Origin of the sequence: Lentzea sp. NPDC020367 (assembly GCF_044387305.1) — a bacterium.
Classification (GTDB): domain Bacteria; phylum Actinomycetota; class Actinomycetes; order Mycobacteriales; family Pseudonocardiaceae; genus Lentzea.
The window spans coordinates 247710-274090 of sequence record NZ_JBIRVV010000005.1 but is presented as its reverse complement, the minus strand read 5'-3'; the positions used below and the strand labels follow the sequence as shown (position 1 = coordinate 274090).

The 26381-nt window shown below is 68.3% G+C and carries 24 protein-coding genes; 8 read left to right on the top strand and 16 right to left on the bottom strand.

All coding sequences use genetic code 11. From position 1 onward, the window contains the following. Window positions 1-20: 20 nt before the first annotated feature. Window positions 21-2765 carry a tetratricopeptide repeat protein gene (locus ACH413_RS22975; RefSeq protein ID WP_360037899.1) on the top strand — a complete coding sequence of 915 codons (2745 nt, stop codon included), beginning with the start codon at window positions 21-23 and terminating at the stop codon, window positions 2763-2765. 617 nt (window positions 2766-3382) lie between these two features. Continuing rightward, the gene (locus tag ACH413_RS22970; protein WP_360037896.1) at window positions 3383-3628 is read left to right on the top strand and encodes a hypothetical protein; all 246 of its coding nucleotides are present in this window, start codon (window positions 3383-3385) and stop codon (window positions 3626-3628) included. A 138-nt stretch (window positions 3629-3766) separates the two neighbouring features. Here the strand turns inward: ACH413_RS22970 and ACH413_RS22965 are convergent, their stop codons facing one another. Then, window positions 3767-5161 (bottom strand): class II fumarate hydratase, encoded by a 1395-nt coding sequence (locus ACH413_RS22965; protein ID WP_360037893.1) that lies wholly within the window; start codon window positions 5159-5161, stop codon window positions 3767-3769. 63 nt (window positions 5162-5224) lie between these two features. Here ACH413_RS22965 and ACH413_RS22960 point away from each other — a divergent pair, with 63 nt between their 5' ends. Next, the gene (locus tag ACH413_RS22960) at window positions 5225-6193 is read left to right on the top strand and encodes an NAD(P)/FAD-dependent oxidoreductase (protein ID WP_360037890.1); all 969 of its coding nucleotides are present in this window, start codon (window positions 5225-5227) and stop codon (window positions 6191-6193) included. Between the two features lie 27 nt (window positions 6194-6220). Here ACH413_RS22960 and ACH413_RS22955 read toward each other — a convergent pair whose 3' ends face one another. After that, window positions 6221-6682: an Lrp/AsnC family transcriptional regulator gene (locus ACH413_RS22955; RefSeq protein WP_093602793.1), complete on the bottom strand. Its 462-nt coding sequence runs from the start codon at window positions 6680-6682 to the stop codon at window positions 6221-6223. A gap of 110 nt (window positions 6683-6792) precedes the next feature. Between ACH413_RS22955 and ACH413_RS22950 the strand changes: the two genes are divergently transcribed. Then, window positions 6793-7764, top strand: a complete 972-nt coding sequence (locus ACH413_RS22950; protein ID WP_360037887.1) for a Glu/Leu/Phe/Val dehydrogenase dimerization domain-containing protein — start codon at window positions 6793-6795, stop codon at window positions 7762-7764. Here ACH413_RS22950 and ACH413_RS22945 read toward each other — a convergent pair. The 9 genes from ACH413_RS22945 to ACH413_RS22905 all read right to left on the bottom strand — a co-directional run bounded on the left by ACH413_RS22945 (window position 7761) and on the right by ACH413_RS22905 (window position 13664). Continuing rightward, complete coding sequence (locus ACH413_RS22945) at window positions 7761-8171, bottom strand: L,D-transpeptidase (RefSeq protein WP_360037884.1); 411 nt, start codon at window positions 8169-8171, stop codon at window positions 7761-7763. The two genes, ACH413_RS22950 and ACH413_RS22945, sit on opposite strands and share 4 nt — an antisense overlap. A gap of 56 nt (window positions 8172-8227) precedes the next feature. Beyond that, the gene (locus tag ACH413_RS22940) at window positions 8228-8635 is read right to left on the bottom strand and encodes a L,D-transpeptidase (RefSeq protein WP_360037881.1); all 408 of its coding nucleotides are present in this window, start codon (window positions 8633-8635) and stop codon (window positions 8228-8230) included. Window positions 8636-8644: 9 nt separating this feature from the next. Beyond that, the gene (locus ACH413_RS22935) at window positions 8645-9205 is read right to left on the bottom strand and encodes a L,D-transpeptidase (RefSeq protein ID WP_360037878.1); all 561 of its coding nucleotides are present in this window, start codon (window positions 9203-9205) and stop codon (window positions 8645-8647) included. 142 nt (window positions 9206-9347) lie between these two features. After that, window positions 9348-10118: a serine protease gene (locus ACH413_RS22930; protein WP_360037875.1), complete on the bottom strand. Its 771-nt coding sequence runs from the start codon at window positions 10116-10118 to the stop codon at window positions 9348-9350. Window positions 10119-10250: 132 nt separating this feature from the next. Next, window positions 10251-11291: a class II fructose-bisphosphatase gene (gene glpX, locus ACH413_RS22925; RefSeq protein ID WP_319980272.1), complete on the bottom strand. Its 1041-nt coding sequence runs from the start codon at window positions 11289-11291 to the stop codon at window positions 10251-10253. A 67-nt stretch (window positions 11292-11358) separates the two neighbouring features. Then, entirely contained in the window at window positions 11359-11592 is a 234-nt protein-coding gene (locus ACH413_RS22920; protein WP_360037872.1) for an exodeoxyribonuclease VII small subunit, read from the bottom strand. Further along, entirely contained in the window at window positions 11589-11933 is a 345-nt protein-coding gene (locus tag ACH413_RS22915; RefSeq protein ID WP_360037869.1) for a sugar ABC transporter substrate-binding protein, read from the bottom strand. The genes ACH413_RS22920 and ACH413_RS22915 overlap by 4 nt, the downstream gene beginning before the upstream one ends. Then, window positions 11923-13173 carry an exodeoxyribonuclease VII large subunit gene (gene xseA, locus ACH413_RS22910; protein WP_360037867.1) on the bottom strand — a complete coding sequence of 417 codons (1251 nt, stop codon included), beginning with the start codon at window positions 13171-13173 and terminating at the stop codon, window positions 11923-11925. The genes ACH413_RS22915 and xseA overlap by 11 nt, the downstream gene beginning before the upstream one ends. Continuing rightward, complete coding sequence (locus ACH413_RS22905; protein ID WP_360037864.1) at window positions 13170-13664, bottom strand: lipid droplet-associated protein; 495 nt, start codon at window positions 13662-13664, stop codon at window positions 13170-13172. Before ACH413_RS22905 ends, xseA begins: the two co-directional genes overlap by 4 nt. Before the next feature lie 63 nt (window positions 13665-13727). Here ACH413_RS22905 and ACH413_RS22900 point away from each other — a divergent pair, with 63 nt between their 5' ends. Beyond that, on the top strand, window positions 13728-14672 hold the full coding sequence (locus ACH413_RS22900) for a 4-hydroxy-3-methylbut-2-enyl diphosphate reductase (protein ID WP_360037861.1): 945 nt from the start codon (window positions 13728-13730) through the stop codon (window positions 14670-14672). On the opposite strand, the gene ACH413_RS22895 is transcribed toward ACH413_RS22900, so the two are convergent. From ACH413_RS22895 to ACH413_RS22885, 3 genes are all read right to left on the bottom strand, one after another. After that, entirely contained in the window at window positions 14669-18046 is a 3378-nt protein-coding gene (locus ACH413_RS22895) for a hypothetical protein (RefSeq protein ID WP_360037858.1), read from the bottom strand. The two genes, ACH413_RS22900 and ACH413_RS22895, sit on opposite strands and share 4 nt — an antisense overlap. Window positions 18047-18127: 81 nt before the next feature. Beyond that, entirely contained in the window at window positions 18128-18853 is a 726-nt protein-coding gene (locus ACH413_RS22890) for a DUF6542 domain-containing protein (RefSeq protein WP_360037855.1), read from the bottom strand. An 89-nt stretch (window positions 18854-18942) separates the two neighbouring features. After that, on the bottom strand, window positions 18943-19854 hold the full coding sequence (locus tag ACH413_RS22885; RefSeq protein WP_360037852.1) for a DNA recombination protein RmuC: 912 nt from the start codon (window positions 19852-19854) through the stop codon (window positions 18943-18945). A 98-nt stretch (window positions 19855-19952) separates the two neighbouring features. Between ACH413_RS22885 and ACH413_RS22880 the strand changes: the two genes are divergently transcribed. From ACH413_RS22880 to ACH413_RS22870, 3 genes are read left to right on the top strand one after another with little or no spacing between them, the layout of a single operon-like run. Further along, window positions 19953-21092 carry an exonuclease SbcCD subunit D gene (locus tag ACH413_RS22880; RefSeq protein ID WP_330270993.1) on the top strand — a complete coding sequence of 380 codons (1140 nt, stop codon included), beginning with the start codon at window positions 19953-19955 and terminating at the stop codon, window positions 21090-21092. After that, entirely contained in the window at window positions 21089-23965 is a 2877-nt protein-coding gene (locus ACH413_RS22875; protein ID WP_360037849.1) for an SMC family ATPase, read from the top strand. The genes ACH413_RS22880 and ACH413_RS22875 overlap by 4 nt, the downstream gene beginning before the upstream one ends. Window positions 23966-23985: 20 nt before the next feature. Then, the gene (locus tag ACH413_RS22870; protein WP_360037846.1) at window positions 23986-24525 is read left to right on the top strand and encodes a hypothetical protein; all 540 of its coding nucleotides are present in this window, start codon (window positions 23986-23988) and stop codon (window positions 24523-24525) included. 10 nt (window positions 24526-24535) lie between these two features. Here the strand turns inward: ACH413_RS22870 and ACH413_RS22865 are convergent, their stop codons facing one another. Further along, complete coding sequence (locus ACH413_RS22865; RefSeq protein WP_360037843.1) at window positions 24536-25033, bottom strand: methylated-DNA--[protein]-cysteine S-methyltransferase; 498 nt, start codon at window positions 25031-25033, stop codon at window positions 24536-24538. Continuing rightward, the gene (locus ACH413_RS22860; RefSeq protein ID WP_360037840.1) at window positions 25030-26316 is read right to left on the bottom strand and encodes an AlkA N-terminal domain-containing protein; all 1287 of its coding nucleotides are present in this window, start codon (window positions 26314-26316) and stop codon (window positions 25030-25032) included. Before ACH413_RS22860 ends, ACH413_RS22865 begins: the two co-directional genes overlap by 4 nt. Window positions 26317-26381 lie beyond the last annotated feature (65 nt).

Genomic DNA, 26381 nt, shown 5'->3' with positions numbered 1-26381 from the left:
AAGGAGGAGCGAGACGGTATATGAGCAGCGAACTGCAGACAAGGCTACGTGAGCCGGCCCCCATAGGGTGGGGCTGGACCCGACTCGTGTTCTGGTCGACAGTAGCTGCGGCGATATCCGCCGTTCTTCTTTTCTTTGTCACGCAGGCAATGAAGGTGGCAGAAAAGCCCTCCGGAAACTTGGAGCAGTGGATCCCGTGGCTACTCATCCTAACTCTGGTAGGCGGACTGGCAACCGCTGCTGGCAAGTTTGGCGAGTTGCGAGAGAAGAAGGTAAAGGCACAACGTGAGTGGCAGGCCAAGGTTGGAGGTCTCCTGGCTGAGCCGCCCCGCAACGGCAGGCTTCCTATCGTCAAGGATGTTAGCGACACAGCGCTAGGGGTTACGCCTACTCGTCACACGCGTGAAGGCAGTGCGCCATACATTGGGCGATCAAATGCTGATGCAGCGCTGCATCAGAGTCTCAATGGTGCGGCTCCGATCTATCCGTTCGTAATTGTGTATGGGGATTCCAAGGCTGGAAAGTCTCATACCGCTGCGGAAGCTGTACGTCTGCACTTCGCGGAATCAGAAATATTGGTACCTGCGAGCGCTGAAGCGCTAGGTGGCCTTGTCACATTGGATCCGCCGGTGCCGCTTCGCTCCAAGCCCGCTGTCTTGTGGCTAGATGATCTGACGCCTTCGCATCTAGGTCAGCTGACAAACACCGCGTTGAGTCGACTCCGCGAAAGCGTGGTGGTAGTCGGAACTATGACGAGCCAGCGCTACAACGACATCATACGTACAGGTTCTGAAGTGAGTGCGGTTGGGCGTATCGCACTAAGAAACGCGACATGCATCAGACTTGATTTCAATCTGACGGATGATGAGCGATCCGAGTCAAGGAAGCATTACCCAGACGATAATATTGAAGCCAGTATTGGCGAGTCTCTTGTGGGCGGCGAAGAGCTTCTGGCGAAATTTGACGCTGGCCGTTCGGACAGTCCTGCTGGCCTGGCGATCGTGCAGGCGGCTGTGGACTTTAGGCGCGCGGGACTTACTCGCAAGGTCAAGACCGAAGAACTCTTTCGTCTCTTTCCGCATTATGCGCACCGGATTAACGCCGGTCTCACGCTGGATAGGAGTTCATTCGACAACGGATTAAAGTGGGCGACCGCGCCCGTCGCTTCTCAGGTTGCACTCCTCAGAAGGGCTAGTGCTACAGCGGATGCGGAGTGGGACATTCTTGACTACGTCGTAGCCGCGGAGAGCGGTCAGCGTGGTCATCAGGTCCGCCCAATAGCACGTTTCGCTTGGCCAGAACTGCTTGATCTGGCCAAGCCTGAAGAGATGCTTTCTGTCGGCTCGGTCGCGTATTACTCCAGTGAGCCGAAGTGTGCGGAAGAGGCATTTAGGAAGGCTAAGGATCACGCAGGTTCAATCGCTGCTGCTTCTTTCAACCTTGGTATTCTTCTCGCAGAGCAAGGTTACGTAGATGCGGCGATGCAGGAATATCGAGCGGCGATTGACTCGGGTGACGACGAGTATTCTCTGATGGCGCTTCAGAACCTCGGTGTCCTCTTTTCTGGGCAGGGAGATAATGAAAGTGCCGCCAATATCTACAGGGAAGTAATCGCGTCAGGTCATTTTAATCAGGCGACCAGGGCGACGGTCAACCTTGGTTCCGTGTTGGCTCAAGAAGGCGATCTTGAGGGTGCTCGAAAGCTGCTTGAGGAAGCCATAGAAAACGGACACCATGAACACTTGGCGATTGCCCTCTTCAATCTGAGTGTGGTTCTGTCTGATCTTGGAGATTCGGAAGGATCAGAGAAGTCCCTTCGAAGGGTCTTGTCTCTCCAGGATCCTCAGCAATCACCGATTGCGGCATACAATCTTGGGGTGATGCTGGCCCAGCAGGGGAGGATGGATGAAGCCTTCCTTGTTCTCGAAGAACTTGCAAGTGCCGGGCACCCGAAACAGTCTCCCCGCGCCAAGCTTGAGATCGGTCTACTGCATGCTCGTGTAGGCAGGTTTAACGATGCGCGCGCGATTTTCGAAGATATTGCAGCTACCGCCAGCGATCCTGTGCTTGCTGCGCAGGCCGCTAGTAATATCGCTGCTTTTCTTGCGGAGCGAGGTGAATTTGGGGAGGCTCGCGAGTTGCTTCATGCTTTGCGTGATAGTGGACATGAGAGTATTCAGTCCACGGTTTCTCTTCATTTCGCCTTAATATGTCGAGACACGGGCGATCTCGACGGCGCGCGTAGCGGGCTTGAGGCAGTTGTAGAGCTGGGCAATTCCCAGGTTTGGGCGAAGGCTGCTGTGGCCCTCGCCATGATTCTGTACAAGCTCAGTGAAGCTGATGAGGCTTTGTTGCTGCTGCAGGACGTTGTAGAATCCAAGGATCGCGAATATGCCCCATTTGCGCGGTGTAAGCAGGGTGATTATCTTGCTGAGCTTGACCAGCCACATCTAGCGGCTCTTGCTTATGAGGCGGCGATATCGACCAAGCATCGCGAGTATTCTCCGGAAGCTGCGCTCAGTCTCGCTATGCTGTATGTGAACCACGGATTGAAGGAAGAATCGCGGCTAGCTTTTCTGGTTGCCATCGAATTCGGTCACCCTGAGTATTCGGCTGGAGCGGCTTATAATCTGGGGTGCCTGCTGGGAAATCAGGGGCTCGTGCAAGAGGCTCGCGAGGCCTTCGAATTGGCGATCACGTTCAATCATCCCAAGGTGTCAGCGAATTCGGCGTTGGCGATAAAGCAGCTAGCCGGACTTGGTTGACAGTGCATATTGCCACATGGCATCGCGATTGTTGCCTATGTATCGTCACTGTGCCCGGCTAGCTGACGCTGGCGGCCAGCCGAACTTACCTTCGTTACCTGCTGCTGAATTCTGCTTTATGGGATCAAGGCGCCGCCGTCGGCGGCGCGCGCGAAGCCTGTCGCCTACCAGCGTGGCTCGCATCCATCCGGGCACGTCGGGCTCCCGCTTCGCTCCGCCCGCCGGCCACGGCGGCGCGGTCCCCGTGGTGGCGCGGCAGTACACCGCCGACGGTGGGACTACTTCTCCCCAGCATGATCAGAGCTAACCGCGCGGACTTGGCTGCGAACGCGCAGCTCAGGCGGTGACTGGTCCCACCGAGGCCCAGGGATCGTTTAACACCGAGCCGCTGACATCAAGGGCGCCTACGGCGTCGCTACGCGATGGGCCACGGCCCGCCCTTGACCTCAACGTCTCGGCGGTAACTGGCGGCAAGGGCCGGGGAACCGGGGGCGACCAGCCACCGAGGTCCACCGGAACCGATGTCGGCAGGCGGATGGGAGACGGCGATGAGGACCAGGCGCACGGCCAACCCGAACCAGCTCGCTCTGTGGGGCCGCTACGAGATGGAGGCTCTGATGACGATCAAGCGCAGCCGTCCGGTTGCCGTCGTGCAGGTCGCGCCATCACTTTCCAAGATCACGCTGACTGTCACGAAGCTGGCCGACCGCGCGCCCGTGTTCCGCTGCGCCGCCAACCTGGTCCCGATCTTCCAGACATCACGCAGCAACACCATTGATCAACTTCCAGGTCGTCTACAGGCCGTCGGGCGTCTGGAAAGGACGAAAACCAGCGAGAACCGTCGAGACTGTTCTCGCTGGTAGACGCGTGTTTCAGCCACCAACCCGCAGGTCGCGAGATGACGACGTTCACAACATCGCCATCTGGCTCGCGATGTACTCCTGAGTTTCGCTCAATCCAGCCGAGTCCGGTGCCGAGTTCCGGCACCGGACTCCGGTGTTTCAGCGGCCGCCGCGCGCCATGTGCAGCACGTCCAGCGCCGCGTCCAGCTGCTCCTCGGTGAGCTTGCCCGGCACGTGGCCGCGCTCCAGCACCACCTCGCGGATGGTCTTGCGCTCCTTCAACGACTGCTTGGCGATCGACGCTGCCTCCTCGTAGCCGATGTAGCGGTTCAGCGGCGTGACGATGGACGGGGACGACTCGGCGTACTCGCGCATCTGCTCGGCCTGGGCCTCGGTGCCGGTGAGGACCTTGTCGGCCAGCAGGCGGGCGACGGCGGCGAGCAGGCGGGACGACTCCAGGACGTTGCGGGCGATGACCGGCAGCATCACGTTCAGCTGGAAGTTGCCCTGCGAGCCGGCGAACGCGACGGTGGCGTCGTTGCCGATGACCTGGGCCACGACCATCATCGTGGCTTCGGAGATCACCGGGTTGACCTTGCCCGGCATGATCGAGCTGCCCGGCTGGAGGTCGGGGAGGGCGAGTTCGCCGAGGCCGGTGCGGGGGCCCGAGCCCAGCCAGCGGAGGTCGTTGGCGATCTTGAACAGGGCTACGGCGGTGGCGCGGAGCTGGCCCGAGATCTCCACGACGCCGTCCTGGGTGGCCTGGGCCTCGAAGTGGTCGCGGGCCTCCACCAGTGGCAGTTCGGTGGCCTTGGCCAGTTCGGTGGCGACCAGAGCGCCGAACTGCGCGGGGGCGTTCAGGCCGCTGCCCACCGCGGTGCCGCCGATCGGCAGTTCCGCCAGGCGCGGGATCGAGGCCCGCAGGCGTTCCACGGAGTAGCGGACCTGGGCCGCCCAGGCGCCCGCCTCCTGGCCCAGCGTGATCGGGACGGCGTCCATGAGGTGCGTGCGGCCGGACTTGACCAGGTCGGACCACTCGGACGCGCGTGACTCCAGGACGCCCAGCAGGTGTTCCAAGGACGGGATCACGTCGGTCACCACGGCCTCGGTGGCGGCCACGCGCAGGGTCGTCGGGAACGTGTCGTTGGACGACTGCGAGGCGTTGACGTGGTCGTTCGGGTGGACGTCGCGACCGAGCGCACGGGTGGCCAGGGTGGCGATGACCTCGTTGGCGTTCATGTTCGAGGACGTGCCGGAACCTGTCTGGAAGACGTCGACCGGGAAGTGGGCGTCCCACTGGCCGGCCGCCACCTCGTCGGCCGCCGTGGCGATGGCCGAGGCCAGGTCCGCGTCGAGCACACCGAGCTCGGCGTTCACTCGGGCCGCCGCCGCCTTGAGCAGGCCCAGCGCCCTGATCTGGGCTCGTTCCAGGCCTCGACCGGAAATCGGGAAGTTCTCGACCGCGCGTTGTGTTTGGGCGCGCCACAATGCGTCGACCGGCACGCGGACCTCACCCATCGTGTCGTGCTCGACGCGGTACTCCTGTTCAGACATACCTCCGAGTCTCTATCGTCGATCACAGCACTGCCACCCACCACTGGCAGAAGGGCACCACTCATGGAGCGTGACGTCGACCTCCTCATCGTGGGAGCTGGTCCCACGGGGTTGTTCGCCGCTTACTACGCGGGCTTCCGGGAAATGAACGTCGCAGTGGTCGACGCGCTGCCGGAGCCCGGCGGCCAGGTCACCGCGATGTATCCGGAGAAGATGATTTTCGACGTGGCCGGGTTCCCCGCTGTCCGGGGACGGGACCTCGTCAACGGACTGGTGGAGCAGGCGGGGCAGTTCAAGCCGAACTACCTGCTCGGCCGTCAGGCGCGCACCTGCGAGTCCACTGAGGACGGTCTGCGGGTCGGGCTCGCGGACGGTTCCTCCATCACCACGAAGGCCGTGCTGATCACGGCGGGCATGGGCGAGTTCAACCCGCGTCCGCTGCCCGCGGGCGACGGCTGGCTGGGGCGCGGCATGGTCCACTTCGTGCCGGTGCTGGCCGAACACGCCGGGCAGCACGTGGTGATCGTGGGCGGTGGCGACTCGGCGTTCGACTGGGCGCTGGCGCTGCACCCGATCGCCGCGAGCGTCAAGATCGTGCACCGCAGGGCCAACTTCCGCGCCCACGCCGCCACCGTGCGGCAGGTGCGGGAGCTCGGGGTCGAGATCATCACCGACGCCGAGGTGCTGGCTCTGCGCGGCGAACCACTGTCCGAAGTGGACATCAAGGTCAAGGGCGGCGACGCGCGGACGTTGCCCGCGCAGACCGTGGTCGCGGCGCTCGGCTTCACCGCCGACCTCGGGCCGATCGAGTCGTGGGGCCTCGAGCTCGACCACCGCGCCGTGCTCGTCGACTCCACGATGAAGACCAAGCTGGACAGGGTCTACGCGGCGGGCGACGTCGCGCAGTACCCCGGCAAGGTCAAGCTCATCGCGACGGGCTTCGGGGAGGCGGCGACCGCGGTCAACAACATCGCGGTGGTGCTCAACCCGTCGGCGCACCTGTTCCCCGGCCACTCGAGCGACGGCAGCTGACCGGCGCGGAGGCCTGACCGGCAGCGGTCAGGCCTCCGGCAGTGGTGCCGGGTCGTGCTTCGCGAGGTGCTGGAAGATGATCGACGTGCGGAAGCCGACGATCTCCTTGCGCTGACTCAGCCTGTCGACCAGGAACGCGTGCAGGTGCTCGTTGTCCTGTGCGCCCACGTGGATCACGAAGTCGTCGCTGCCCGCCATCACGAACACCGCCGTCACCTCGGGCAGCCCGACGGTGAACGCCTTGAAGGCGTCGATCACGGCCCGGCTCAACGGGCGGACCTGCACCGACACCAGCGCCTGCACGCCCCGGTTCAGCGCGGACGGGGCGATGTCGGCGTGGTAGCCGCGGATCACGCCCCGTTCGCGCAGCAGCCGGGTGCGTTCCAGACACGTCGACGGCGCCACGCCCACCTTGCGGGCGATGTCGCGGTTCGACTGCCGGGCATCGCGCTGCAGTTCCCGCACGATCGCCGAATCAAGTTCATCCATCTCGTTCTCCACGTCACCGTGCCGAATATCGTTCGGCGAAGCACATCGAGCACTGGTGTTCACCCTAACTTCGAGGCCAGAGGCTGACCGAAGTTCGGGGAGGAACGCAGATGTGGGAGCACGAACAGCTCGTCGTCCGCACGGGGAGGCGGTCGGGGATGACCACCATGGTCGCCCTGCACTCGACTGAAGCGGGGCCGGCGGTCGGCGGGTGCCGGATGAAGCCGTACGCGCGGATCACCGACGCCATCACCGACGTGCTGCGGTTGTCCAAGGCCATGACGCTGAAGTGCGCGGCGGCCGGGATTCCGCACGGTGGAGCCAAGAGCGTGATCGTGGTCGACCGGGAGCTCACCCCGGAACTGCGGCGCGCCGTGCTGCTCGACCACGCCGACCTGATCAACGAGTTCGGCGGCGCCTACCAGGCCGGTCCGGACGTCGGGACGGGACCGGACGACATGCTGGTCCTCCGGGAACTGACTCCGCACGCCTACTGCCTGCCGGAGGAGCACGGCGGCACGGGCTCGTCCAGCGGGCCCACGGCGCGAGGTGTGCTGGCGGCGCTGAAAGCGGCCTCACGGCACGTCTTCGGGACACCGGACCTCACCGGCAAGAAGGTGGTGATCAGCGGGTTCGGCTCAGTGGGCGAGTTGATCGCCCGAAACCTGAAGAACGCCGACGTCGTGGTGTCCGATGTGGACGAGAGCAGGCGGACGGGCGAGTTCGGCTGGGTGCACCCCGACGAGGCGTACAAGATCAAGGCCGACGTGCTGATCCCCGCAGCGGTGGGCGGGGTGTTGAGCCCGGAAACCGTGCGGCACCTCGACGTCAGGCTGATCGTGGGGCCTGCCAACAACCAGCTCACCGACGACGACGTGGCCGGACTGCTGGACGAGCGCGGCATCGTCTGGGTGCCTGATCACGTCGCCAGTGCCGGCGGCGTGATCTACACGCTGGCCAGGGAGGACGACGGGGCGGACCACGAGACCGCGCTGAAGCGGGTAGACCGCATCGAGGCAACGGTCGACAGGCTGCTCGAAGGCCTGGCCGATGCCGGCCAGGCCTTCAAACCGGTCGGTTAGGGCAGAACCTGCACCTGCTCGCCGACCATGAGGTTGTCGTAGAACACGGCCGACGCGTCCCAGGACATCCGGATGCAGCCGTGCGACTGGACAGCGGTGTCACCCTGGTGGAACGCGATGCCGGTCGTGGTGAAGTACACCGCGTTCGGCATCGGGCCGTTGTACGGGACGCTCCAGTCGTTCTTCACCTTGCGCAGCACGGAGAACGTGCCGACCGGGGTCTCGTACCCCGGCTTGCCGTGGCTGATCGGCACCGGGCCGTAGCTCGTGGTGCCGTTGAAGACGAGCCATGCCTGGTTGGAATGCTTCTCCAGGCACGCTCCGTTGTAGACGGTGCATCCCGCCTGAGCCTGTGCGGGAACAGCGAAGCCGAGGATCAGGAGCACCGTCGCGATCAGAACTCGCATCTCTCATCACCCCTCGGTAGTGGAGTAACCACGATGGGGTGATCTCAATCATCTTTCTATGGAAGTACCTGGACGCGTTCGCCGGGGAAGAGGTTGTTGTAGAACACCTCGGAGTCGCCCCAGGTGAGGCGGACGCAGCCGTGGGACTGGGAGTTCAGGTCGCCCTGGTGGAACGCGATGCCGTCGGTGGTGAAGTAGACGGCGTTGGGCATCGGGCCGTTGTAGGGGACGCTCCAGTCGTTCTTCACCTTGCGCAGCACGGGGAAGTTGCCGACGGGCGTGCCGAAGCCCGGCTTGCCGTGGCTGATCCGGACCGGGCCGTAGCTCGTCGCGCCGTTCGTGACGAGCCAGGCCAGGTTCGTGTGCTTCTGGACGCACGCTCCGTTGTAGACGGTGCAGCCGGAAGCCTGCGCGGGTACCGCGAAACTAAGCAGGAACAGGGCCGTGACGGCCAGAACTCTCATGGTTGGTGATCATGAGACCACCTGGACGGTGTCGCCAATCGAAAGGTTGGTGAAGTAGTACTGGGCCGACGGCGGGTCCAGGTGGATGCAGCCGTGCGACGGCACGGTCAGCGAGCCCTCGTGGAACGCGATGCCGCTCTCGGTGAAGTACGTCGACCACGGCATCGGCGCGTTGTACGGCCGGCTCCACTCGTTCTTCACCTTGCGCAGCACCGGGAAGTTGCCCAGCGGCGTCTCGAAGCCCTTGCGGCCGTGCGTGATCGGCGTCGGGCCGTAGACGATCTTGTCGCCCCGGACGACCCACGTCTGGTTCGTGGAGAGCTGGATGCACGCGCCGTCGCTGATGGTGCACGGCGTCGGCTTCACGACAGGCGGGGGAGGCGGCGGCGGGGGAGGAGCCTCCGTCGACGTCGACGCGGGCGTGGAAGGCGGCGCTTCCGAAGACGGCGCTCCTGAAGACGGCGCTGTAGACGACGAAGATGGTGGCGCCGCTGGAGTCTCGGCGTGCACGGCCCCCTGCGCGCACCCCGCCACCGACATCAACGCGACCGCCACGAGCAGCATCCTCATCGCGCACCCCCTGGTTGGTCCATCCCTTGCCGAAGTAGACGACGGGAGGAGTGCTCAGGTTGCAACGGCGAGGGCCCGCCTCCCATAACGAATTGGGAGACGGGCCCTCGGAATGCGTTTACCGGGTTACCGGACCAGCGGGTTACAGGCCGCCGACGTTCGTGTTGACCCAGGAGCGGTAGTACGCGACGTCCACGTAGATGGACGGAGCCTGGGCGCAGTTCGCGCCGCCACCGGAGCGGCTGGTCGCGCCGATGAGCTCCCAGCGGCCGCCGACCGACTTCACCTGCGGGCCACCCGAGTCGCCGTAGCAGGCGCCCTTGTTGCCGTCGGTGTTGTTGGTGCAGATCTCCGAAGCGGCGCTGATGCCGGAGCAACGGCTGTCCGCGACGATCGAGGTGTTGAGCTCCTGCAGGGTGACCGGAGCACCACAGGCACCGCGGACGGGGCACGTCTGGCCCCAGCCGATGATGCGGGTCGCGGTGCCGACGGCGCCCGACGAGGTCGGGATGGTGATCGGGGCCTGGCTCACCGAGGTGTTGAGCTGCACCAGCGCCAGGTCGGCGGACGGGTGCGTGATGATCCGCGAGGCGCCGGTCGTGGTGCCGCCGCTGGTGCGGTTCGTGGTGCCGATCCGGGTGCGGATCGACGACGCCGACGAGCCCTGGACGCAGTGCTTCGCCGTCACGACCCAGTTGGCCTTGACCAGCGACGCGCCACAGAAGTGGCTACCCGAGGTGCTCTGCAGGGAGACCATGAACGGGTAGACCTGTGAGGCGTTGCCGCCACCGACGATCATCGGCGAGACGTCGCCGTCAGCGGTGGGAGCGGGAGCCGCGGTAGCCGCAGCGGCCGAGGCGAGCAGAGCGCCCGCGGCCACGACGAATGCGGAGAACAACGAACGTGCCCTCATCGTTGAGTTCCTTTCCTGAACCCGGCGCAGGGTTGCCGGGGTCAGGTCGGAAACTAAGGACGAAAGTGACTTGGTCACTAGGGTCACTCGGAGGGTGACCCTCCGTTAACGGTTCACAGATTCACAGCGGAACTACGGCAGCGGCTGCTGCGCGGCCTCGGGAAGGTCGAAGTCCACCGAGGCGTATTCGCGCAGCTTGTGCAGGCTGTGGAAGCCGTCGATCATGCGCACGGTGCCGGACTTGGAACGCATGACGATCGACTGCGTCGTGCAGCCACCCGCCCGGTAGTGCACACCGCGCAGGAGGTCGCCGTCGGTCACGCCCGTGGCGCAGAAGAACACGTTGTCGCCCGAGACGAGATCGTTCGTGGTGAGCACGCGGGACAGGTCGTGGCCCGCGCCGATCGCCTTCTCGCGCTCCTCGTCGTCCTTGGGCCACAACCGGCCCTGAATGGCTCCACCGACGCACTTGAGGGCCGCCGCGGCGATGATGCCCTCGGGGGTGCCGCCGATGCCCACGAGCATGTCCACGCCCGACGTGGGGCGTGCGGCGGCGATCGCGCCGGCCACGTCACCGTCGGAGATGAAGTGGATGCGCGCGCCGGCCTGACGGACCTCCTGCACGATCTGCTCGTGCCGGGGCCGGTCGAGGATGCACACGTTCACGTCGGACACATCGCTGTGCTTCGCCTTCGCGACGCGGCGGATGTTCTCCGCGAGCGGCGCGGTGATGTCGATGACGTCGGCCGCCTCCGGGCCCACGGCGAGCTTTTCCATGTAGAACACGGCGGACGGGTCGAACATCGCCCCGCGCTCGGCCACCGCCAGCACGGCCAGCGCGTTCGGCATGCCCTTGGCCATCAGCGTGGTGCCGTCGATCGGGTCGACCGCGACGTCGCAGTCGGGACCCTCGCCGTTGCCCACTTCCTCGCCGTTGAACAGCATGGGCGCCTCGTCCTTCTCGCCCTCGCCGATCACCACGACGCCTCGCATCGAGACGGTGTGGATGAGCTTGCGCATCGCGTCGACGGCCGCGCCGTCACCGCCGTTCTTGTCGCCGCGCCCCACCCACCGGCCCGCGGCCATCGCCGCCGCCTCGGTGACGCGCACGAGCTCCAATGCCAGGTTCCGGTCGGGGGCTTCGCGACGTCGTTCCGCGGGGGTGTTCACCATTGCGCGCCTCCATGCGACTACTCAGCGTGCCGGATTTTGTGATCGGCAACTGAATCCTTGCACGGGATCACGCCTGCGAAACGTCCTCCTCGACCACAGCGAGAGCTGCATCGATTCGCTCGCGCGCACCGGCGAGATGCTGCTCACACGTCTTGGCGAGCGCCTCACCGCGTTCCCACAACGCGAGCGAGTCCTCAAGGGACAGCCCGCCGGCCTCCAGCTTGCGGACCACCTCGACAAGTTCGTCGCGGGCGGCCTCGTAACCCGGTGAAGTTTCCTTCTGGGTGGCTTCCGAACTCACGCGGATTGACTCCTCAGACGGCTCAGCACGGTCGCGACGGCCAGGTCGTAGCCGACCAGCGCCTCCGCGAACTCCTCGCCGTCACCCTCTCGCACCGCCTCGTCGATGAGCGCCTCGGCCTCCGCGACGCGCCGGTACTGCACCGTGCCCGCGGTGGCCTCGCTCAGGTCGTGCAACGTGAGGATCAGCGTGCGGCGGCTCGGGGTGTCGCAGTCGCCCACCATCGCCGTCCAGCACTCGGCCGCGGCGCGGTTCGCCGCCTCCGCCTTGGTCCTCAGTCCCGTCGCGCACTCGCCGGCCGCCTCCATGGTCAGGGGCAGGAACACGGCATCACGCATCATCGGTACCTCCCCCTTCCGAGTCGACTTCCGAGCTGGAGACAACCGCTCGCACTGCCCCGTCAACGACGCGTACCCGCAGCTGTGTTCCGCTTGGCGCGTCCGTCACAGAACGCAGCACGCCGTCGGGCCCGTCAGGTGTGACGAGTTGCACAACGGCATATCCGCGCGCCAGCGTGGCGGCTGGTCCGAGGGTCGTCAAGCGGGCTTTGGTCCCCGAGAGGTGGACGTCTTCCCGATCGAGTCGTTGCGTCACGGCCCTGCGTCCCTGGTCGCGAAAACGCTTCACTTCCTCGGAACGCCGCTCCAGTGGCCCGTAAGGGTCCGAAAGTACTGGTCGGGAGCGCAGGGCGTCGAGCAGTTTGCGTTCTCGATCAACCCAGCCGTGCAGCGCGCGCCGGCCGCGATCGCGCATCTGCCGGACGCGTTCACTCTCTTCAGCGACATCGGGAACCACCCGTTTGCCTGCGTCGGTCGGCGTCGAACAACGCACGTCAGCGACGTGGTCGAGCAGCGGGGTGTCCGGTTCGTGGCCGATCGCCGACATCACCGGCGTGCGGCACGAGGAGACCGCGCGGCACAACGCCTCGTCGGAGAACGGCAGCAGGTCCTCCACGCTGCCGCCGCCGCGGGCGATGATGATCACGTCGCACTCGGGGTCTCGCTCCAAAGTGGACAGTGCGGTCATCACCTGGGTGACGGCGGTCGGGCCCTGCACGGCGACGTTGATGACGCGGAAGTGCGCTCCAGGCCAACGGTTTCGCGCGTTCGTGAGCACGTCCCGCTCCGCCGCCGACGCGCGGCCGGTGATCAGGCCGATCTTGTTCGGGAGGAACGGCGGCTTGCGCTTGCGGCGCGGGTCGAACAGGCCCTCGGCGTGCAGCAGCTTGCGCAGTCTTTCCATGCGCGCCAGCAACTCGCCGATGCCGACCGCGCGGATGTCGTCCGCCCGCAACGACAGCGTGCCGCGGTTCGGGTAGAAACTGATCTTCCCGTGCGCGATCACCCTGCTGCCCTCGGTGAGCTGCAGCTCGCGGATCATCGAGGCGTTGCAGGTGATCGACATCGACATGTCGACGCTCGGGTCGCGCAGCGTCAGGAACGCCGTCGAGCTGCGCGCGTTGAGCTGGGTGACCTGGCCCTCGACCCAGACGTCGCCGAGCCGGTTGATCCAGTCGAGCAGCTTGCGGGCGACCGTCCGCACCGGCCAGGGGTTCTCCGGCGTGGATTTTGCTTCGGTCACGACTGCGCTTTCACCGTCGCGATCCGGCGGTTGAGCATCCCCACGAACTCAGGCCGCGACTCGTGCGCCTTCTCGTAGCGGAACAGTTCTTCGAGCTGTTCGACGTCGAGGTTGCGCAGGCGGGCGCGCAGCTGGGCGATCGACAGCTCGTCGTACGTCGGGAGGAACTCGGGAACCTCGGCGATCGCCCGTTCCTCTTCCTCCCACGGGTCGTCGGCGGGAGTTTCCTGAGAAGTCGTGACGGGCGTCTCGTCCTCGTCGAACGTCGCCCACTCCGGTTCTTCCTCGGCCGGGCGCAGTCCAGAGAGGACGTCGTCGCCCTTGATGGCGAGTTCGGTCACATGCTGCTGCACGCGCATGGACAACTGCATTGCCTCGCTGACCACCGTCAACGGGAGTCCGGCGAGCTGCTGCGGCAGCCTGCGCGCCTGTTCGAGGGCGGTCACCGCGAGCCCGGCAGCGAGTCGGACCGGCAACGGCAGTGGCTTCATGGGTCCTAGCCTGCCGCAACTGTGCGGCGAATGCCTAGGAACGGGCCTGGGTACCCTGGAGCCATGCCCAAGCGAGTCCTGTTGGCGAAGCCGCGTGGTTACTGCGCGGGCGTTGATCGTGCCGTCGAGACGGTCGAGCTCGCCCTCGAGAAGTACGGCGCTCCCGTCTACGTGCGCAAGGAGATCGTCCACAACAAGTACGTCGTGGAGACGCTGTCCGACCGCGGCGCCATCTTCGTCAACGAGACGGACGAGGTTCCTGAGGGCGCACTCGTGGTGTTCTCAGCGCACGGCGTGTCGCCCGCCGTCCACGAGGAGGCGGCGAACCGGTCGCTGCGCACCATCGACGCCACCTGCCCGCTCGTGACGAAGGTCCACAAAGAAGCGGTGCGGTTCGCCAAGGAGGACTACGACATCCTCCTGATCGGCCACGAGGGTCACGAGGAGGTCGAGGGCACCGCCGGTGAGGCGCCGGACCACGTCCAGCTCGTCGACACCGCGGAGGACGCGGCCAAGGTCGAGGTCCGCGACCCGAACAAGGTGATCTGGCTGTCGCAGACCACGCTCTCGGTCGACGAGACCATGGTGCGCGTCCGGCAGCTCAAGGACCGCTTCCCCGATCTGCAGGACCCGCCCTCGGACGACATCTGCTACGCCACCTCGAACCGCCAGACCGCGGTGAAGACGATGGCGCCGTCGTGCGACCTGGTGCTCGTCGTGGGCTCGAAGAACTCCTCCAACTCGGTCCGGCTGGTCGAGGTCGCGCTGCAGCACGGCGCCAAGGCCTCCTACCTGATCGACTACGCCAAGGAGGTCGACCTGGCGTGGCTCGAGGGCGTGGAGACCGTCGGCGTCACGTCCGGCGCGTCGGTGCCGGACCTGCTGGTGATGGAGCTGCTGAAGTTCCTCGAGTCGCACGGCTACGGCGAGGTCGAGGAGATCACCACGGCGAACGAGCGCATCACGTTCTCGTTGCCGCGTGAGCTCCGCAAGGACCTCGTGCGTTAGTTCTCGACCACGCGGAGGGCGTGGGCCATGTCCAGGCCCCACACCTGGATCGCGTCTGCGCCCGCGGACACCAGTTGCGAGCCGTCGGGGCGCCACGCCACGTGCGTGACGCCACGGCTGTGCCCGCGCAGGGTCGCCCACGCGGTTCGGTCGCGCACGTCCCACACGATCACCGAACGGTCGGTGCTCCCGCTCGCCAGCCGGCTGCCGTCCGGGCTGAACTCCAGCGCCTTGACGGCGTCGGCGTGCCCGCGCAGCTCGCCGATCTTCTGCCAGCTGGTGGTGTCCCACAACGCGATCAGGCCGTCGTCGCCTCCCGTCGCGAGGATCCTGCGGTCCGGCGACAGCGCGAGCGCCCGCACCGGCGCGGAGTGGGTGTGGGGCAGCGCCAGGTTCTGGTTCTGCATGCCGAAGTCGCGGACCAGCACCTCGCCGTCCTCACGGGCGAAGACGAGCTGCCCGTCGTTCCTGCCGAACGAGATGGCGGTGCGCGGGCCGCTGGAGTCACCACCGATGAAGTTCGGCTGACTGTCCTTCTCCAACGGCCACAACGCGTCCGGTTCCGCGGAGTTCACGACGGCTATCTGCTGCTCGCCGAACGCGATGCCCGTGATCGAGCTGCCGGCGCGCACCGCCGGAGCGCTGACCTTCTCCCCGGTCCTGGCGTCGAGCACCTGGAGGTCGCCGTTCAGGACGACCAGGTCGTGGTTCGGGCTGAAGCGGCCGGAACGGAACTGCGGCACACCGGTCTCGATGCGTTTGAGCGTGCGCAGCGTGCTGTCCCTGCGTTCGATCACGCCGGCCTCGTCGAGGGTGACGATCGAGCCGTCGTCGTCGACGGTGAGCCCGCGGACGGTGTAGCCCGCGGTCCGCGGGAGGGCGCCCGGCGGCCAGAACCGCAGGGCCCGCGGCGTGAGCACGGCCAGTCCGCCGTCCGGTGAGAACTGCACGCTCCTGGCCGGTTCGTTGATCACGATCGTCGTGATGGCGTTGCCGTGCGCGACGTCCCAGACGTGGGCGCGGCCGTCCTCACCGCCGGAGATCAGCGTGCTGCCGTCCGGGCTGAGCGTCAGGCTGTTGACGACGCCGGTGTGCGCGGGAGGCGTGGCGACCACGGCGCCGGTCGCGAGGTCCCGCACCTGCACCTGCCCCTCGGTGGTGGCGACCGCGGCCAGCTTGCCGCCGGGCAGCAACCGCACCCTGGTGATCTCGCCGGACTGCACCTGCAGGCCGCCGGTCCGTTGCTTCGTCTCCAGGTCCCACAGGGAGATGGAGCCGGCGGTCACCAGCGCCAGCACCCGGTCGTCCGCGATGTCGAACGGGCCGTTGATCGGCCCGACCGGCAGCGAGAACCGCACCTCGCGGGTGGCGAGGTCCCAGACGTCACCACCGACGACGAGCGAGCGGCCGTCCGCGCTGAAGGCGACACCACCGCGCGTGCCCTGGCGCCGGAGCACGACCTGGTCGTCCTCCGGGCCCGTCCACAGCACGATCCGGCCGTCGTGCAGGCACACCGCGATCGTGCGCCCGTCCGGCGCGACGGCCCAGGAGTAGACGACGCCGGTCGTGCTCGGGAGCCAGCGGGCCTTCAGCGACAGGGTGGCCGTGTCGTGCACGACCAGACCTTCGTGGTTCATCAGGCCGACGAAGTCCTTGCCGAACGCGAAGCTCCACCCGTCGAGGTAGTCGAGCTTGCGGCCGCGCGCCGCGGCCGACGCGCTCAGGACGCGACTGCGCGCCTCGGGCGTGGGATAGGCCCGGTAGGCCTCGCCGGCCTTGCGGGCGGACTGCTGCGGGTCGCTGACGGCGAGTGCCTCCGACGCGGCCGCGAGCCGCTGGGACTGCGAGATCAGGCCGAGCCGTTCGACCTCACGGCGTTGCTGGACGGCCACGACGGCGCTCGCGGCGGTGGCCACCAGCATCACCGCCAGTCCGGCCGCGGTCCAGCGCAGGCGGCGGGTGCGGCGGCGTTCCCGTGCCTTCGAGGCGCCGATGAACTCGCGTTCGGTGCCGGTCAGCTCCGGCCTGGCGCGCGTGACCCACTCGGTCGTCTCCGCGAGCCTGGTGCTGCGGTAGAGCGAGTCGTCGTCCTGACCCAGTTCCTGCCACGTCCTGGCGGCGTCGGTGAGCCTGCGGTGCGTCCTGAGGCCCTCGTGGTCCTCGTCCAGCCATGCCCGGAGCCTCGGCCAGGCCTGGAACAGCGTCTCGTGGGTCACCTCGACGGTGTGCTCGTCCACGGTGATGAGACGGGTGCCGGCGAGCACGTCGAGCACTTCCTCGCCCACGACCTCATGCCGTGGCACGGGCCGTTTGGTGCCGTCGGCGCTGAGCCGGAGCAGCAGTTGCTTGGCCAGGTGCTGCTCGGACTCGTCCAGCGTGCCGAACGCGGCTTCGGCGCTCTGCGCGAGCGCGCCCTGGATGCCGCCGGCGGACTGGTAGCCGCCGAGAGTGAGGGTGTTGCCGCGCTTGCGGTGCCACGTTTCGAGCAGCGCGTGCGACACGAGGGGGAGTACGCCGCTGCGTCCCGCCGCCTCGGCCACGAGGGTGGTCAGCAGCGCTGTCTCGACCGTGCAGCCGACGGTCGCGGCGGGCTGGGTGATCGCGCGGCGCAGCTCGTCCGGCGTCATGGTGCCGAGGAGCACCTGGGCGTCCGTGAGCGCCTCCGCGAGCCTCGGGTACTGGGCGCAGTGCGGGTAGAAGTCGGACCGGACGGCGATGACGCGGCGGCAGTCCGCGGCCAGCAGCGCGTCCAGGAACGCCTGGCGCTGCACCTCGTCCTCGCAGAGCGTGAAGAGCTCCTCGAACTGGTCGACGACCAGCAGGTCCGGGTGGAGCGCGAGCGCGTCGGCGATGGCCGCGTCCGGATCCGAGCCGGGCGTGCACACCACCGCGTGCGGGAACTTCGCCGCGATACCCGCCCTGAGCAGCGACGACTTCCCTTCGCCCGACGCGCCGAACACGGCCAGGAACGGCTGGCGTTCGAGCCGGTCGAGCAACCGGTGCGTGAGCGCCTCACGGCCGAAGAAGCGGTCGGCGTCTTCTCGCGTGAACGGGTTCAGGCCGACGTACGGCGACGGTCCGTCGTTCGTCCGGCTCTGCGCCATCGCGACGGCGAGGTCGTGCCAGCGCCGTTCCCACGCGGGCTCGTCGCCGTGGCACGCGCGGACGTACGCGAGGGCGACGTCGAGGCCCGGCAGCTTCCGGCCGCCCGCCGCGTCGGACAGCGTGCTGGCCGAGAAGTGCGCGCGTCGGGACAGCTCCCGATAGCTCGGTTTCCCCGCGTCCGCTCGCAACTGGCGCAGGTCCGCGGCGAACAGCAGCAGCGGGCTGTCGCCCTCGTCCAGTGGACGTTCTCCCCTAGGCATCGAACTCATGCTCGCAGAGTGCGTGCTGGTCAGGGGGTTGTTGTCCGTGATCCGTTGTACGACGTTCTAAGGGGCGATCGCGAACAACCTCTAGCGGTCTTCGCGGGGCGGACGGGGCCTGCGCTGGCCTGCCGGGCGTTCGCTGCGGGCGGCGCCTTCCGGGCGTGGGCGGCGGGCCGGGGTGCCCTCGGGACGCGGCCGGCGCGCCGGAGTGCCCTCCGCGCGTTCCGGACGGGGGCGGCGCGGACGCTCGTCCTCCTCCGGCTCCTCGCGGGGCCTGCGGACGGGCTTGGAGCGTTCCTTGATCTCCGCCTTGGCCTCGCGGATCTCGTCCTTCGACGGGCGGTTCGGGTCCTTCTGCAGGGTGATCCGCAGGATGCCCAGCGCGACCGTGACGGCGGTGGTGATGCCCATGACCGGGAAGCTGTCGATCAGCGGCTTGCCCAGGCCGAGCGCCATGGAGGACAGGCCGCCCTTCTGGACGCCGCCGGTGAACAGCACCAGCGTGGGCACCGTGACGGCGAGGATCAACGGCGGTTGCACCATCGGCCCGAACAGGCTGCGGCGCTGCACCAGCAGGATCGCGGCCAGCGCGCCGAGGAAGAACACCGCGTTGAACGTCCAGCCGACGGTCTTGCTGGAGCTGATGTCGATGAACGCGCCGATCAACGCCGGGACCAGGGCAGCGAGGATCGCTGCCCACCACGGGATGCCCTTGAACTCGCCGAAGATCGCTCGGTAGTTCCACGGGACCGCGTCGTAGTCTTCGACATCGTCATCATCGAAAGCTGCTGAACGCTCGCGCAACGCACTCACGACGCACACGGTAGCCGTTCGGCCATTCGGTGTTCGTCAGTCCGCGGCTTTCTCACCCAGAAGCAACCTGAGGGCACACTGCGTGCGTTTTAAGCGGACTGTTCGTCCGCCCTTCGGACCAGTGGGAGGGGCGTAGGAGTGGCGGAGGCGTCCGTCAGTGGCTCCACGCTCGCCCGGAAGCCCTCCAGGGCGTCGAGTTCCCTGCGCCTCGCGGAGAGGAAGCGCTGCAGGTGGGTGGTGGAGAGGTTGACGGCGTCGATGGCGCTGTCGGCCGCGCGGTTGGCCCGGCCCGCCTGAAGCCTGACCTGCTCGACGTCGTCGGCCAGCGCGCGTTCGGTGACCGCGAACATGGCGCTCGACGCGATCACGGCGAACCCGGTCGGGCCGCACAGGAAGACGCGGCGGTCGAGCAGCCAGCGCAGCAGTTCGGGATCGGTGTCCAGCGCCGCGACGACCGCGCCGTCGTTGGGGACGAACATGATCGTGCCGTAGATGGCGTCGGCCCAGCGCTGGTAGCCCTTGCCGGCCAGTTCGGCGGCGCGCGAACGGATGTTGCGGACGTGCACCCGCAGCGCGTCCTGGCGTTCCTGCGGATCGTCCGTCTCGACGGCCTCGGCCCACGTCGCCATGGACATCTTCGAGTCGACCGGGACCGCGCGGCCGCCGCCGACGTTCAGCACCATGTCGGGCCGGACCGCGCCGCCGCCCGCCACGTCCGTCTGAAGCGTGTAGTGGAGGTTTTCCCTCAGTCCGAGTGCGCGCGCTGTCTCGACGAGCACCTGTTCGCCCAGCTCGCCGCGTCCGCTGACGCTGGAGAACGCCACTTCGTAGCGTTGCAGGGCGACCTGTTGCGCGTCGTAGCGCGCGCGTTCGGTGCCGATGGCCTGGAGCGCTTCGTCGGTTCGCCGGACGCTGTCCTGGTAGAGGCGCCAGACGAACAGCAGCGCCCCGGCACAGACGAGTGCCAGGACGATCGAGGCGGTGATGATCACTGCGGTCACGGCACGATGATGCTCCCCCAAAGATGTTGAACTCGATCGGGTGACACGCCGGGAACCCTCCCGGAGATTTGTCAGACCCCGTCTCTACGGTTGGGGCCATGCGGATCCTGCACACCTCCGACTGGCACGTGGGGCGCACTTTCCACGGCCGCGACCTGCTCGTGGAGCAGGAGTCGGTGCTGAGCGGCCTCGCTGACCTGGTGTCTTCCGAGAAGGTCGACGTCGTGGTCATCTCGGGCGACCTGTACGACCGGGCGGTGCCGTCGGCCGACGCGGTGGCGTTGTGCGCGCGGGTGCTGATGCGGATCCGCGCGGCAGGGGCGCGGATCGTGATCACCCCCGGCAACCACGACTCGGCGGCGCGGATCGGGGTGTTCGGCGAGTTCGCGGCGGCGGGCGGGCTCTACCTGCGCACGCAGATCTCGTTGCTGGACAAGCCCGTCGAGCTGGAGGACGAGCACGGGCCCGTCGCGGTGTACGGGATCCCGTTCCTGGAGCCGGAGCCCGCGCGGCACGTGCTCGGGGTGGCGGACAAGGGGCACGCGCCCGTTCTCGGCGAGGCGATGCGGCGGATTCGCGCCGACCTGGCATCACGCGAGGCGCGGTCGGTGGTGCTGGCGCACGCTTTCGTGACGGGCGGGGCACCGTCGGAGTCCGAGCGCACCATCGCGGTGGGCGGTGTGCAGGACGTGTCGATGCAGGTGTTCGCGGGCGTCGACTACGTGGCTCTCGGGCACCTGCACGGGCCGCAGACGCTGGCGGAGAACCTGCGGTACTCGGGATCTCCGTTGGCGTACTCGTTCTCCGAGGCGCGGCACCGCAAGTCGGTCTGGCTGGTCGAACTGGACGCGGGCGGGCTCGTCGGGGTGGAACGGCGGGATTTGCCGGTGCCGCGGCAGCTGGCCGTCGTGAGCGGCACTTTGGCCGAGGTGCTGGAGGATCCGGCGCACAAGCCTTTGGAAGACCACTTCCTGTCGGTCGTGCTGACGGACCAGGTGCGGCCGATGGACGCGTTGCGGCAGCTGCAGAAGCGGTTCGAGCACGCGGTGCACGTGGAGTGGCGGCCGGAGCAGGGCCAGCAGCACAACATGACGTACGCGGACCGGGTGCGCGGCCGTTCCGACGAGGAAGTGGCCTGCTGCTTCGTGTCGGACGCACGCGGCTCCGAGCCCTCCACGGCGGAGATGGCGTTGTTGCGCGAGGCGTTCGCGTCGGTGGCGAGGGAGCAGGAGCAATGAGACTGCACCGCCTGGAGCTCACGGCGTTCGGGCCCTACCCGAAGCCCGAGGTCGTCGACTTCGACGGGCTGGGCGCGGACGGGCTGTTCCTGTTGCACGGCGACACGGGAGCCGGCAAGACGACGTTGCTCGACGCGGTGGCGTTCGCGCTGTTCGGCCGGGTGCCGGGCGCGCGCGGCGACGTGAAGAAGCTGCGCTGCGAGTACGCCGATCCCGAGGTGCCGACGGAGGTGACGCTGGAGCTCACCGTGCAGTCGCGGCGGTTCCGGATCGTGCGCTCACCGGAGTTCGACCGGCCGAAGAAGCGCGGCGGCGGCTTCACCACGCAGCCCGCGAAGTGCTCGCTGACCTGGCTCGAAGGCTGGGACGGCGAGGGCATCACCCGCATCGACGACGTGGCGCGCGCGGTCGAGGACATGCTGGGCATGTCGTACGAGCAGTTCTTCCAGGTCGTGCTGCTGCCGCAGGGGGAGTTCGCGCGGTTCCTGAGGTCGGACACGGCCGAACGCGAGGTGTTGCTGGAGAAGCTCTTCGGCACCGAGCGGTTCCTCGACGTCGAGAAGTGGTTCCGCGACAGGCGGGTCGCGGCCGGCCGGGTGCTGGAGGACCGCCGGCAGGGCGCCAACGAGCTGATGCACCGGGTGGCCGAAGCCGCCGGTGGGGAGCCGTCGTTCGAGCCGGGCTGGCTGGAATCCGTGCTGGAGCGCCTGTCCGCCGCGGTCTCCACGGCCGGCGCGCTGGCGGAGGAGACGGCGGGCCTGGCCGACGGGGCGGACGCGTTGCTGGCCCAGGCCCGCGTGCAGGCCGACCAGATCCGCCGCGTGCGCGAGGCCCGCGAGTTGCTGGCGCGCGTGGAGGCCGCGGACTCGGCGGCGTGGTTCGCCGAACGGGACGCGGCCCGCCGTGCCGTTCCGGTCGTGCCGGCGTTCGGTGAGATCGCGAAACTCCAGCAGTCCTACGAGTTCGCCGTCCGCGACGAGGCCCGCGCGCTCGAATCGTTGGAGCGCCTGGGGTACACGGGCTCGGAGTTGCGCGAGGACGCCGAGCGCTACCGCGAGGAGGCGGGCGGCCTGGGCGAACTGGCCGCCGAAGCCGAACGGCAGCAGGCCGACGTGCGCCGGTTGTCGGTGCTGAAGAACTCCTCGTACCAGGTCGAACGCCGGTTGCTGGCCCTGAACGCCGAACTGGAGGTGCTGCCCGAACGCGTGGCCCAGTGCCGCCTCCAGCTGGACGCGGCGGCGGAGGCGTCGGCCCGCCTGGAGTCGCTGAAGTCCCGCGCCGACGCCGCGCTGGCGTTGCCGGACGCCGGGAAAGCGTTGGAGCGCACCAAGAAAGAGCTGCACGAGGCGATCGACGTCCACCAGAAGGCCAAGGACGTCCTCCAGCAGGTCCGGCACCAACGCCTGGAGAACATGGCCATCGAACTCGCCGCGGCGCTCAAGCGCGGCAAGCCCTGCGCCGTCTGCGGTTCGCCGTCGCACCCCGCCCCCGCCCAGCCCATGCTCGGCGGCGTCGACGCGACCGACGAGGAGGACGCGGCCGCCGAAGAGCAGCTCGCGCTGGACCGCCGCAACGAGGCCGAGCGTGCCGCCCACGCCGCCGAACTGCGCATCCAGGCCTGCTGGGAGGCCCTGGGGTCGGACGAGCCCGCTGTCGCGATCGCCGAGTACCGCAAGGCCTTCGACCTGGCCCACACCCGTTCGCAACGGCAGAACGAGTTCGTCGGCCTGGAAGCCAAGACCCGCGAGCTCGGCGCGGAGAAGGCCCAGGTGGAGCAGGACCTGGTGGGCCTGCACACCGAACACAAGTCGCTGGTGGGCGTGGTCGAGGAACGCGGCGCCCGGCTGGACAAGGCGCGGGGCGAGCACGACGACGTCCTGACCCGCCGCGACCACCTGCTCCGGCTGTCGAAGGCGTTGGTGGAACTGGCCGACCGCCGCGCGGCCCGTGACGCCGCCCTCGCCCGCGTGGAGGAACAACAGGCCCGCGTGGCGGCCATGGCCTCCGACGCGGGCTTCCCCGACGTCGACGCGGTCCTGGCCGCGGCCCGTCCGGCGATCAAACTCCAGGCCCTGGACGACCGCATCGCGGCCTGGGAACGCGCCCGCGCCTCAGCCTCGGCGACGGTCGAGGAGCTGGCCGAGATCGACCCGGCGCACGAGGTGGACCTGGGCCAGGTGACGGCCGCGGCGTCGTCTGCCCGTGCCGCCGCGTCCTCCGCCGCCACCGGCCTGGCCCGTGCGCAGGCCGCGCTGGACCGGGTCGGCGAACTGGCCGCGCGGTTGCGGGCCGAGTGGAAGTCGCTGGAGCCGCTGGAAACCACCTACGCCGAGCTGGACGCGTTGACCGACGTGATCAACGGCCGCGGCCAGAACTCCAAGAAGATGACCTTGCGGTCGTACGTGCTGGCCGCGCGCCTCGAAGAGGTCGCGGTCGCCGCCTCCGCGCGGCTGCACCGGATGAGCCAGGGCCGGTACAGCTTCGTGCACTCCGACTCGGCCGGCGCCCGCGGCACCCGAGGCGGGCTGAACCTCGACGTGCTGGACGACTACTCGGGCCGTGCCCGGCCGGCCAAGACGTTGTCCGGCGGGGAGTCGTTCCTGGCCTCGCTGTCGCTCGCGCTCGGCCTGGCCGACGTGGTCGCCAACGAGACCGGCGGGGCGTTGCTCGACACCCTCTTCGTCGACGAGGGGTTCGGGACGTTGGACTCGGACACGCTGGACATCGTCATGAACACGCTGGACGAGCTGCGGGCCGGCGGTCGGGTCGTGGGGCTGGTGTCGCACGTGGAGGAGCTGCGGCAGCGGATTCCCACGCGGCTGCGGGTGCGCAAGGCCAGGACCGGGTCGACGCTGGAGATGTCGCTGGCGTGATCAGCGTCTAACCTCGGCCCGTGCTGTCCCACGTGGAAATCACCGCGCGCGTCTCGGTCACCAAGGCGGCCCACTTCGGGTGGGCGAACAAGGTGGAGTACTCGCACGACTGCTTCGTGTGCCGCCGGGAGGGACGGACCGTCACCCTGCAGCACGGCGCGACGCACGGCGTGTGCCACTCCTCCCGGAGCCCGCTCGAGTGGCAGGACGAGGCGGTCGAGTCGGGCAGTCACCCGGCGCCGATCCGCATCACCGGCTTCGACGCCGCCGGCGACGGGGCCACCCGCATGCTGCGGTGCAGGCTGTCGTTCTGGTGGTCGCCGTTCACCGATCTCCAGCGTCCACAGGCGCAGGGCGGCGAGCTGGGAGCCGGTCCGTGGGTCCGGCTGCACTACCGCGTCGGGTGCCACACCTGCCGTGACGCCGGCGAGGCCGACTGGTTCAACGGGGAGAACTCCCTGCAGACCAACGTGGTCCTGCCCGTCACCAGGCCGTGCACGCGGTGCGGCACGGACCTGGTGACCATGAGCGAGACGCCGGAGATCAACCTCGTCGGTTAGGTCTCGCGGGTCAGTTCTCGTGGGCCAGCAGCCAGCGCTTGACGTCCAGGCCCCAGCGGAAGCCGCCCAGGTCGCCGCCGATCCGGATCACCCGGTGGCAGGGGACGAACAGCGCCGCGGAGTTGCGGGCGCAGGCCGAGGCCGCCGCCCGGATCGCGGCCGGGCGCCCGGACAGTTCGGCGTACTCGGAGTAGGTGACCGGCTCGCCCGCCTTGACCGTGCGCAGGACGTCCCACGCGTGCTGCAGGAACGGGCCGGACTTCTGGCGGACCTCGATGGTGTCGATCGAGGTCAGGTCGCCCTCGTGGTAGGCGATGACGGCCTTGGTGACGTCGCCCAGATCGGGTCGCGAGGTGATCTCGGACGGCATCAGGGTGGCGTGGATCTGGGGCGTCAGCAGGGCGAGGTCGTCGGTCCAGCCGCTGGCCAGCACTGCCCCGTCCGGCGCGGCGATCGCGGTGAACGGCCCCGCCGGGGTGTCCACAGTGGACGTGTGCGCGACGCTCATGATGTTGCTGCCTTCCTCGTCAGGTGTGCTCCGGCGTAGGAGCGCCACGGCCGCCAGTTCGGGCCGTGGGAAGTCAGGTGTCGCAAGGCTTTCGGAAGCACCAGCACGTCCGGTGCGCCCAGCACTCGCATGGCCACCTCGTCGGCCACGGAGGCGCCGACCAGGGGAGTCAGTTCTTCGGTCAGGTCTTCGATCGAGCGGCCCACGTCGACGACGAGTCTGCCGTTCGCCAGTGCCTCGGTGACGGGGTGGTCTCCGGCCGCGTAGAGGTGGGTCAGGGCGCCGTCCGGGATCTGCAGCGGGACGCCGGTGAACGGGGCCACCAGGCGCAGCAGGGTCTCGGCGCCGTCGACGCTGCCCGCCACCCGGATGCCGGGCACCTCGCGGACCAGCGGGCCGATCATCGGGTCGGCGCCCAGGAACGAGTCGACGGCCGTCGGGTCGGCGTCGAGGTCCAGGAGCCGCCGCACGCGGGCCACGGCCGCGCCCAGGTCCCGCACGTCGGCGAGACGCAGCGAGCACAGGACGTGGTCGGCGGGGAACGTCAGGCGGACCGTCGCCTCGCCGTGCGGCAGTGACAACGTCCGTGCGTACGAGTCGGCGGTCACCTCCTCGACACCGGGCAACGCGTGCGCCCGGAAGTGGGTCAGCAGGCCCGTGGCGTCGAACGGCGGGCGGTACGGCAGCCGCAGGACGATGCGGCCCGGCGTGCCCACCGGTGCCTTGCCCCGGCCGCGCATGTCGGACGGGGTCGAGGCGAACACCATGCGGATCGTGTCGTTGAACTGGCGCACCGACGCGAAGCCCGCGGCGAACGCGATGTCGGCGAACGGGAGTTCGGTCGTCTCGATCAGCAACCGGGCCGCGTGGGCGCGGTGGGCACGGGCCAGGGCCAGCGGGCCGGCGCCGAGCTCGGCGGTCAGCACGCGGGTCAGGTGGCGTTCCGAGTAGCCGAGCCGGGAGGCCAGGCCGGTCACGCCGTCGCGTTCCACGATGCCGTCGCTGATCAGGCGCATCGCCCGGCCCGCCAGGTCCGCGCGGAGGTTCCACTCGGGGGAGCCCGGCACGGCGTCCGGCAGGCAGCGGCGGCAGGCGCGGAAGCCCGCGGACTGCGCGGCGGCGGCCGTCAGGAAGAACTGGCTGTTGCGGCGCTTCGGGGTCACCGCGGGGCACGACGGCCGGCAGTAGATGCCGGTCGTGCGGACCGCGTGGATGAAGCACCCGTCGAAGCGGGCGTCACGTGCGGAGCACACCCGGTACGCGTGTTCTTCGTCAATGACCATGCCATCGATCCTGCCAGCGGGAACGGCCGATGGCTCGCGGGAATCGGACACGACCGTCGGCTGCC

Bases quoted from the DNA above. Each gene is read 5' to 3' on its own strand.
- ACH413_RS22915 (WP_360037869.1), bottom strand. From the start codon at position 11,933: ATGATGCGTGATGCCGTGTTCCTGCCCCTGACCATGGAGGCGGCCGGC.
- glpX (WP_319980272.1), bottom strand. From the start codon at position 11,291: ATGGTGAACACCCCCGCGGAACGACGTCGCGAAGCCCCCGACCGGAAC.
- ACH413_RS22880 (WP_330270993.1), top strand. From the start codon at position 19,953: ATGCGGATCCTGCACACCTCCGACTGGCACGTGGGGCGCACTTTCCAC.
- ACH413_RS22875 (WP_360037849.1), top strand. From the start codon at position 21,089: ATGAGACTGCACCGCCTGGAGCTCACGGCGTTCGGGCCCTACCCGAAG.
- ACH413_RS22895 (WP_360037858.1), bottom strand. From the start codon at position 18,046: ATGAGTTCGATGCCTAGGGGAGAACGTCCACTGGACGAGGGCGACAGC.
- ACH413_RS22860 (WP_360037840.1), bottom strand. From the start codon at position 26,316: ATGGTCATTGACGAAGAACACGCGTACCGGGTGTGCTCCGCACGTGAC.
- ACH413_RS22965 (WP_360037893.1), bottom strand. From the start codon at position 5,161: ATGTCTGAACAGGAGTACCGCGTCGAGCACGACACGATGGGTGAGGTC.
- ACH413_RS22950 (WP_360037887.1), top strand. From the start codon at position 6,793: ATGTGGGAGCACGAACAGCTCGTCGTCCGCACGGGGAGGCGGTCGGGG.
- ACH413_RS22940 (WP_360037881.1), bottom strand. From the start codon at position 8,635: ATGAGAGTTCTGGCCGTCACGGCCCTGTTCCTGCTTAGTTTCGCGGTA.
- ACH413_RS22975 (WP_360037899.1), top strand. From the start codon at position 21: ATGAGCAGCGAACTGCAGACAAGGCTACGTGAGCCGGCCCCCATAGGG.
- ACH413_RS22935 (WP_360037878.1), bottom strand. From the start codon at position 9,205: ATGAGGATGCTGCTCGTGGCGGTCGCGTTGATGTCGGTGGCGGGGTGC.
- ACH413_RS22945 (WP_360037884.1), bottom strand. From the start codon at position 8,171: ATGCGAGTTCTGATCGCGACGGTGCTCCTGATCCTCGGCTTCGCTGTT.
- ACH413_RS22970 (WP_360037896.1), top strand. From the start codon at position 3,383: ATGACGATCAAGCGCAGCCGTCCGGTTGCCGTCGTGCAGGTCGCGCCA.
- ACH413_RS22905 (WP_360037864.1), bottom strand. From the start codon at position 13,664: ATGAAGCCACTGCCGTTGCCGGTCCGACTCGCTGCCGGGCTCGCGGTG.
- ACH413_RS22930 (WP_360037875.1), bottom strand. From the start codon at position 10,118: ATGAGGGCACGTTCGTTGTTCTCCGCATTCGTCGTGGCCGCGGGCGCT.
- ACH413_RS22960 (WP_360037890.1), top strand. From the start codon at position 5,225: ATGGAGCGTGACGTCGACCTCCTCATCGTGGGAGCTGGTCCCACGGGG.
- ACH413_RS22900 (WP_360037861.1), top strand. From the start codon at position 13,728: ATGCCCAAGCGAGTCCTGTTGGCGAAGCCGCGTGGTTACTGCGCGGGC.
- ACH413_RS22955 (WP_093602793.1), bottom strand. From the start codon at position 6,682: ATGGATGAACTTGATTCGGCGATCGTGCGGGAACTGCAGCGCGATGCC.
- ACH413_RS22865 (WP_360037843.1), bottom strand. From the start codon at position 25,033: ATGAGCGTCGCGCACACGTCCACTGTGGACACCCCGGCGGGGCCGTTC.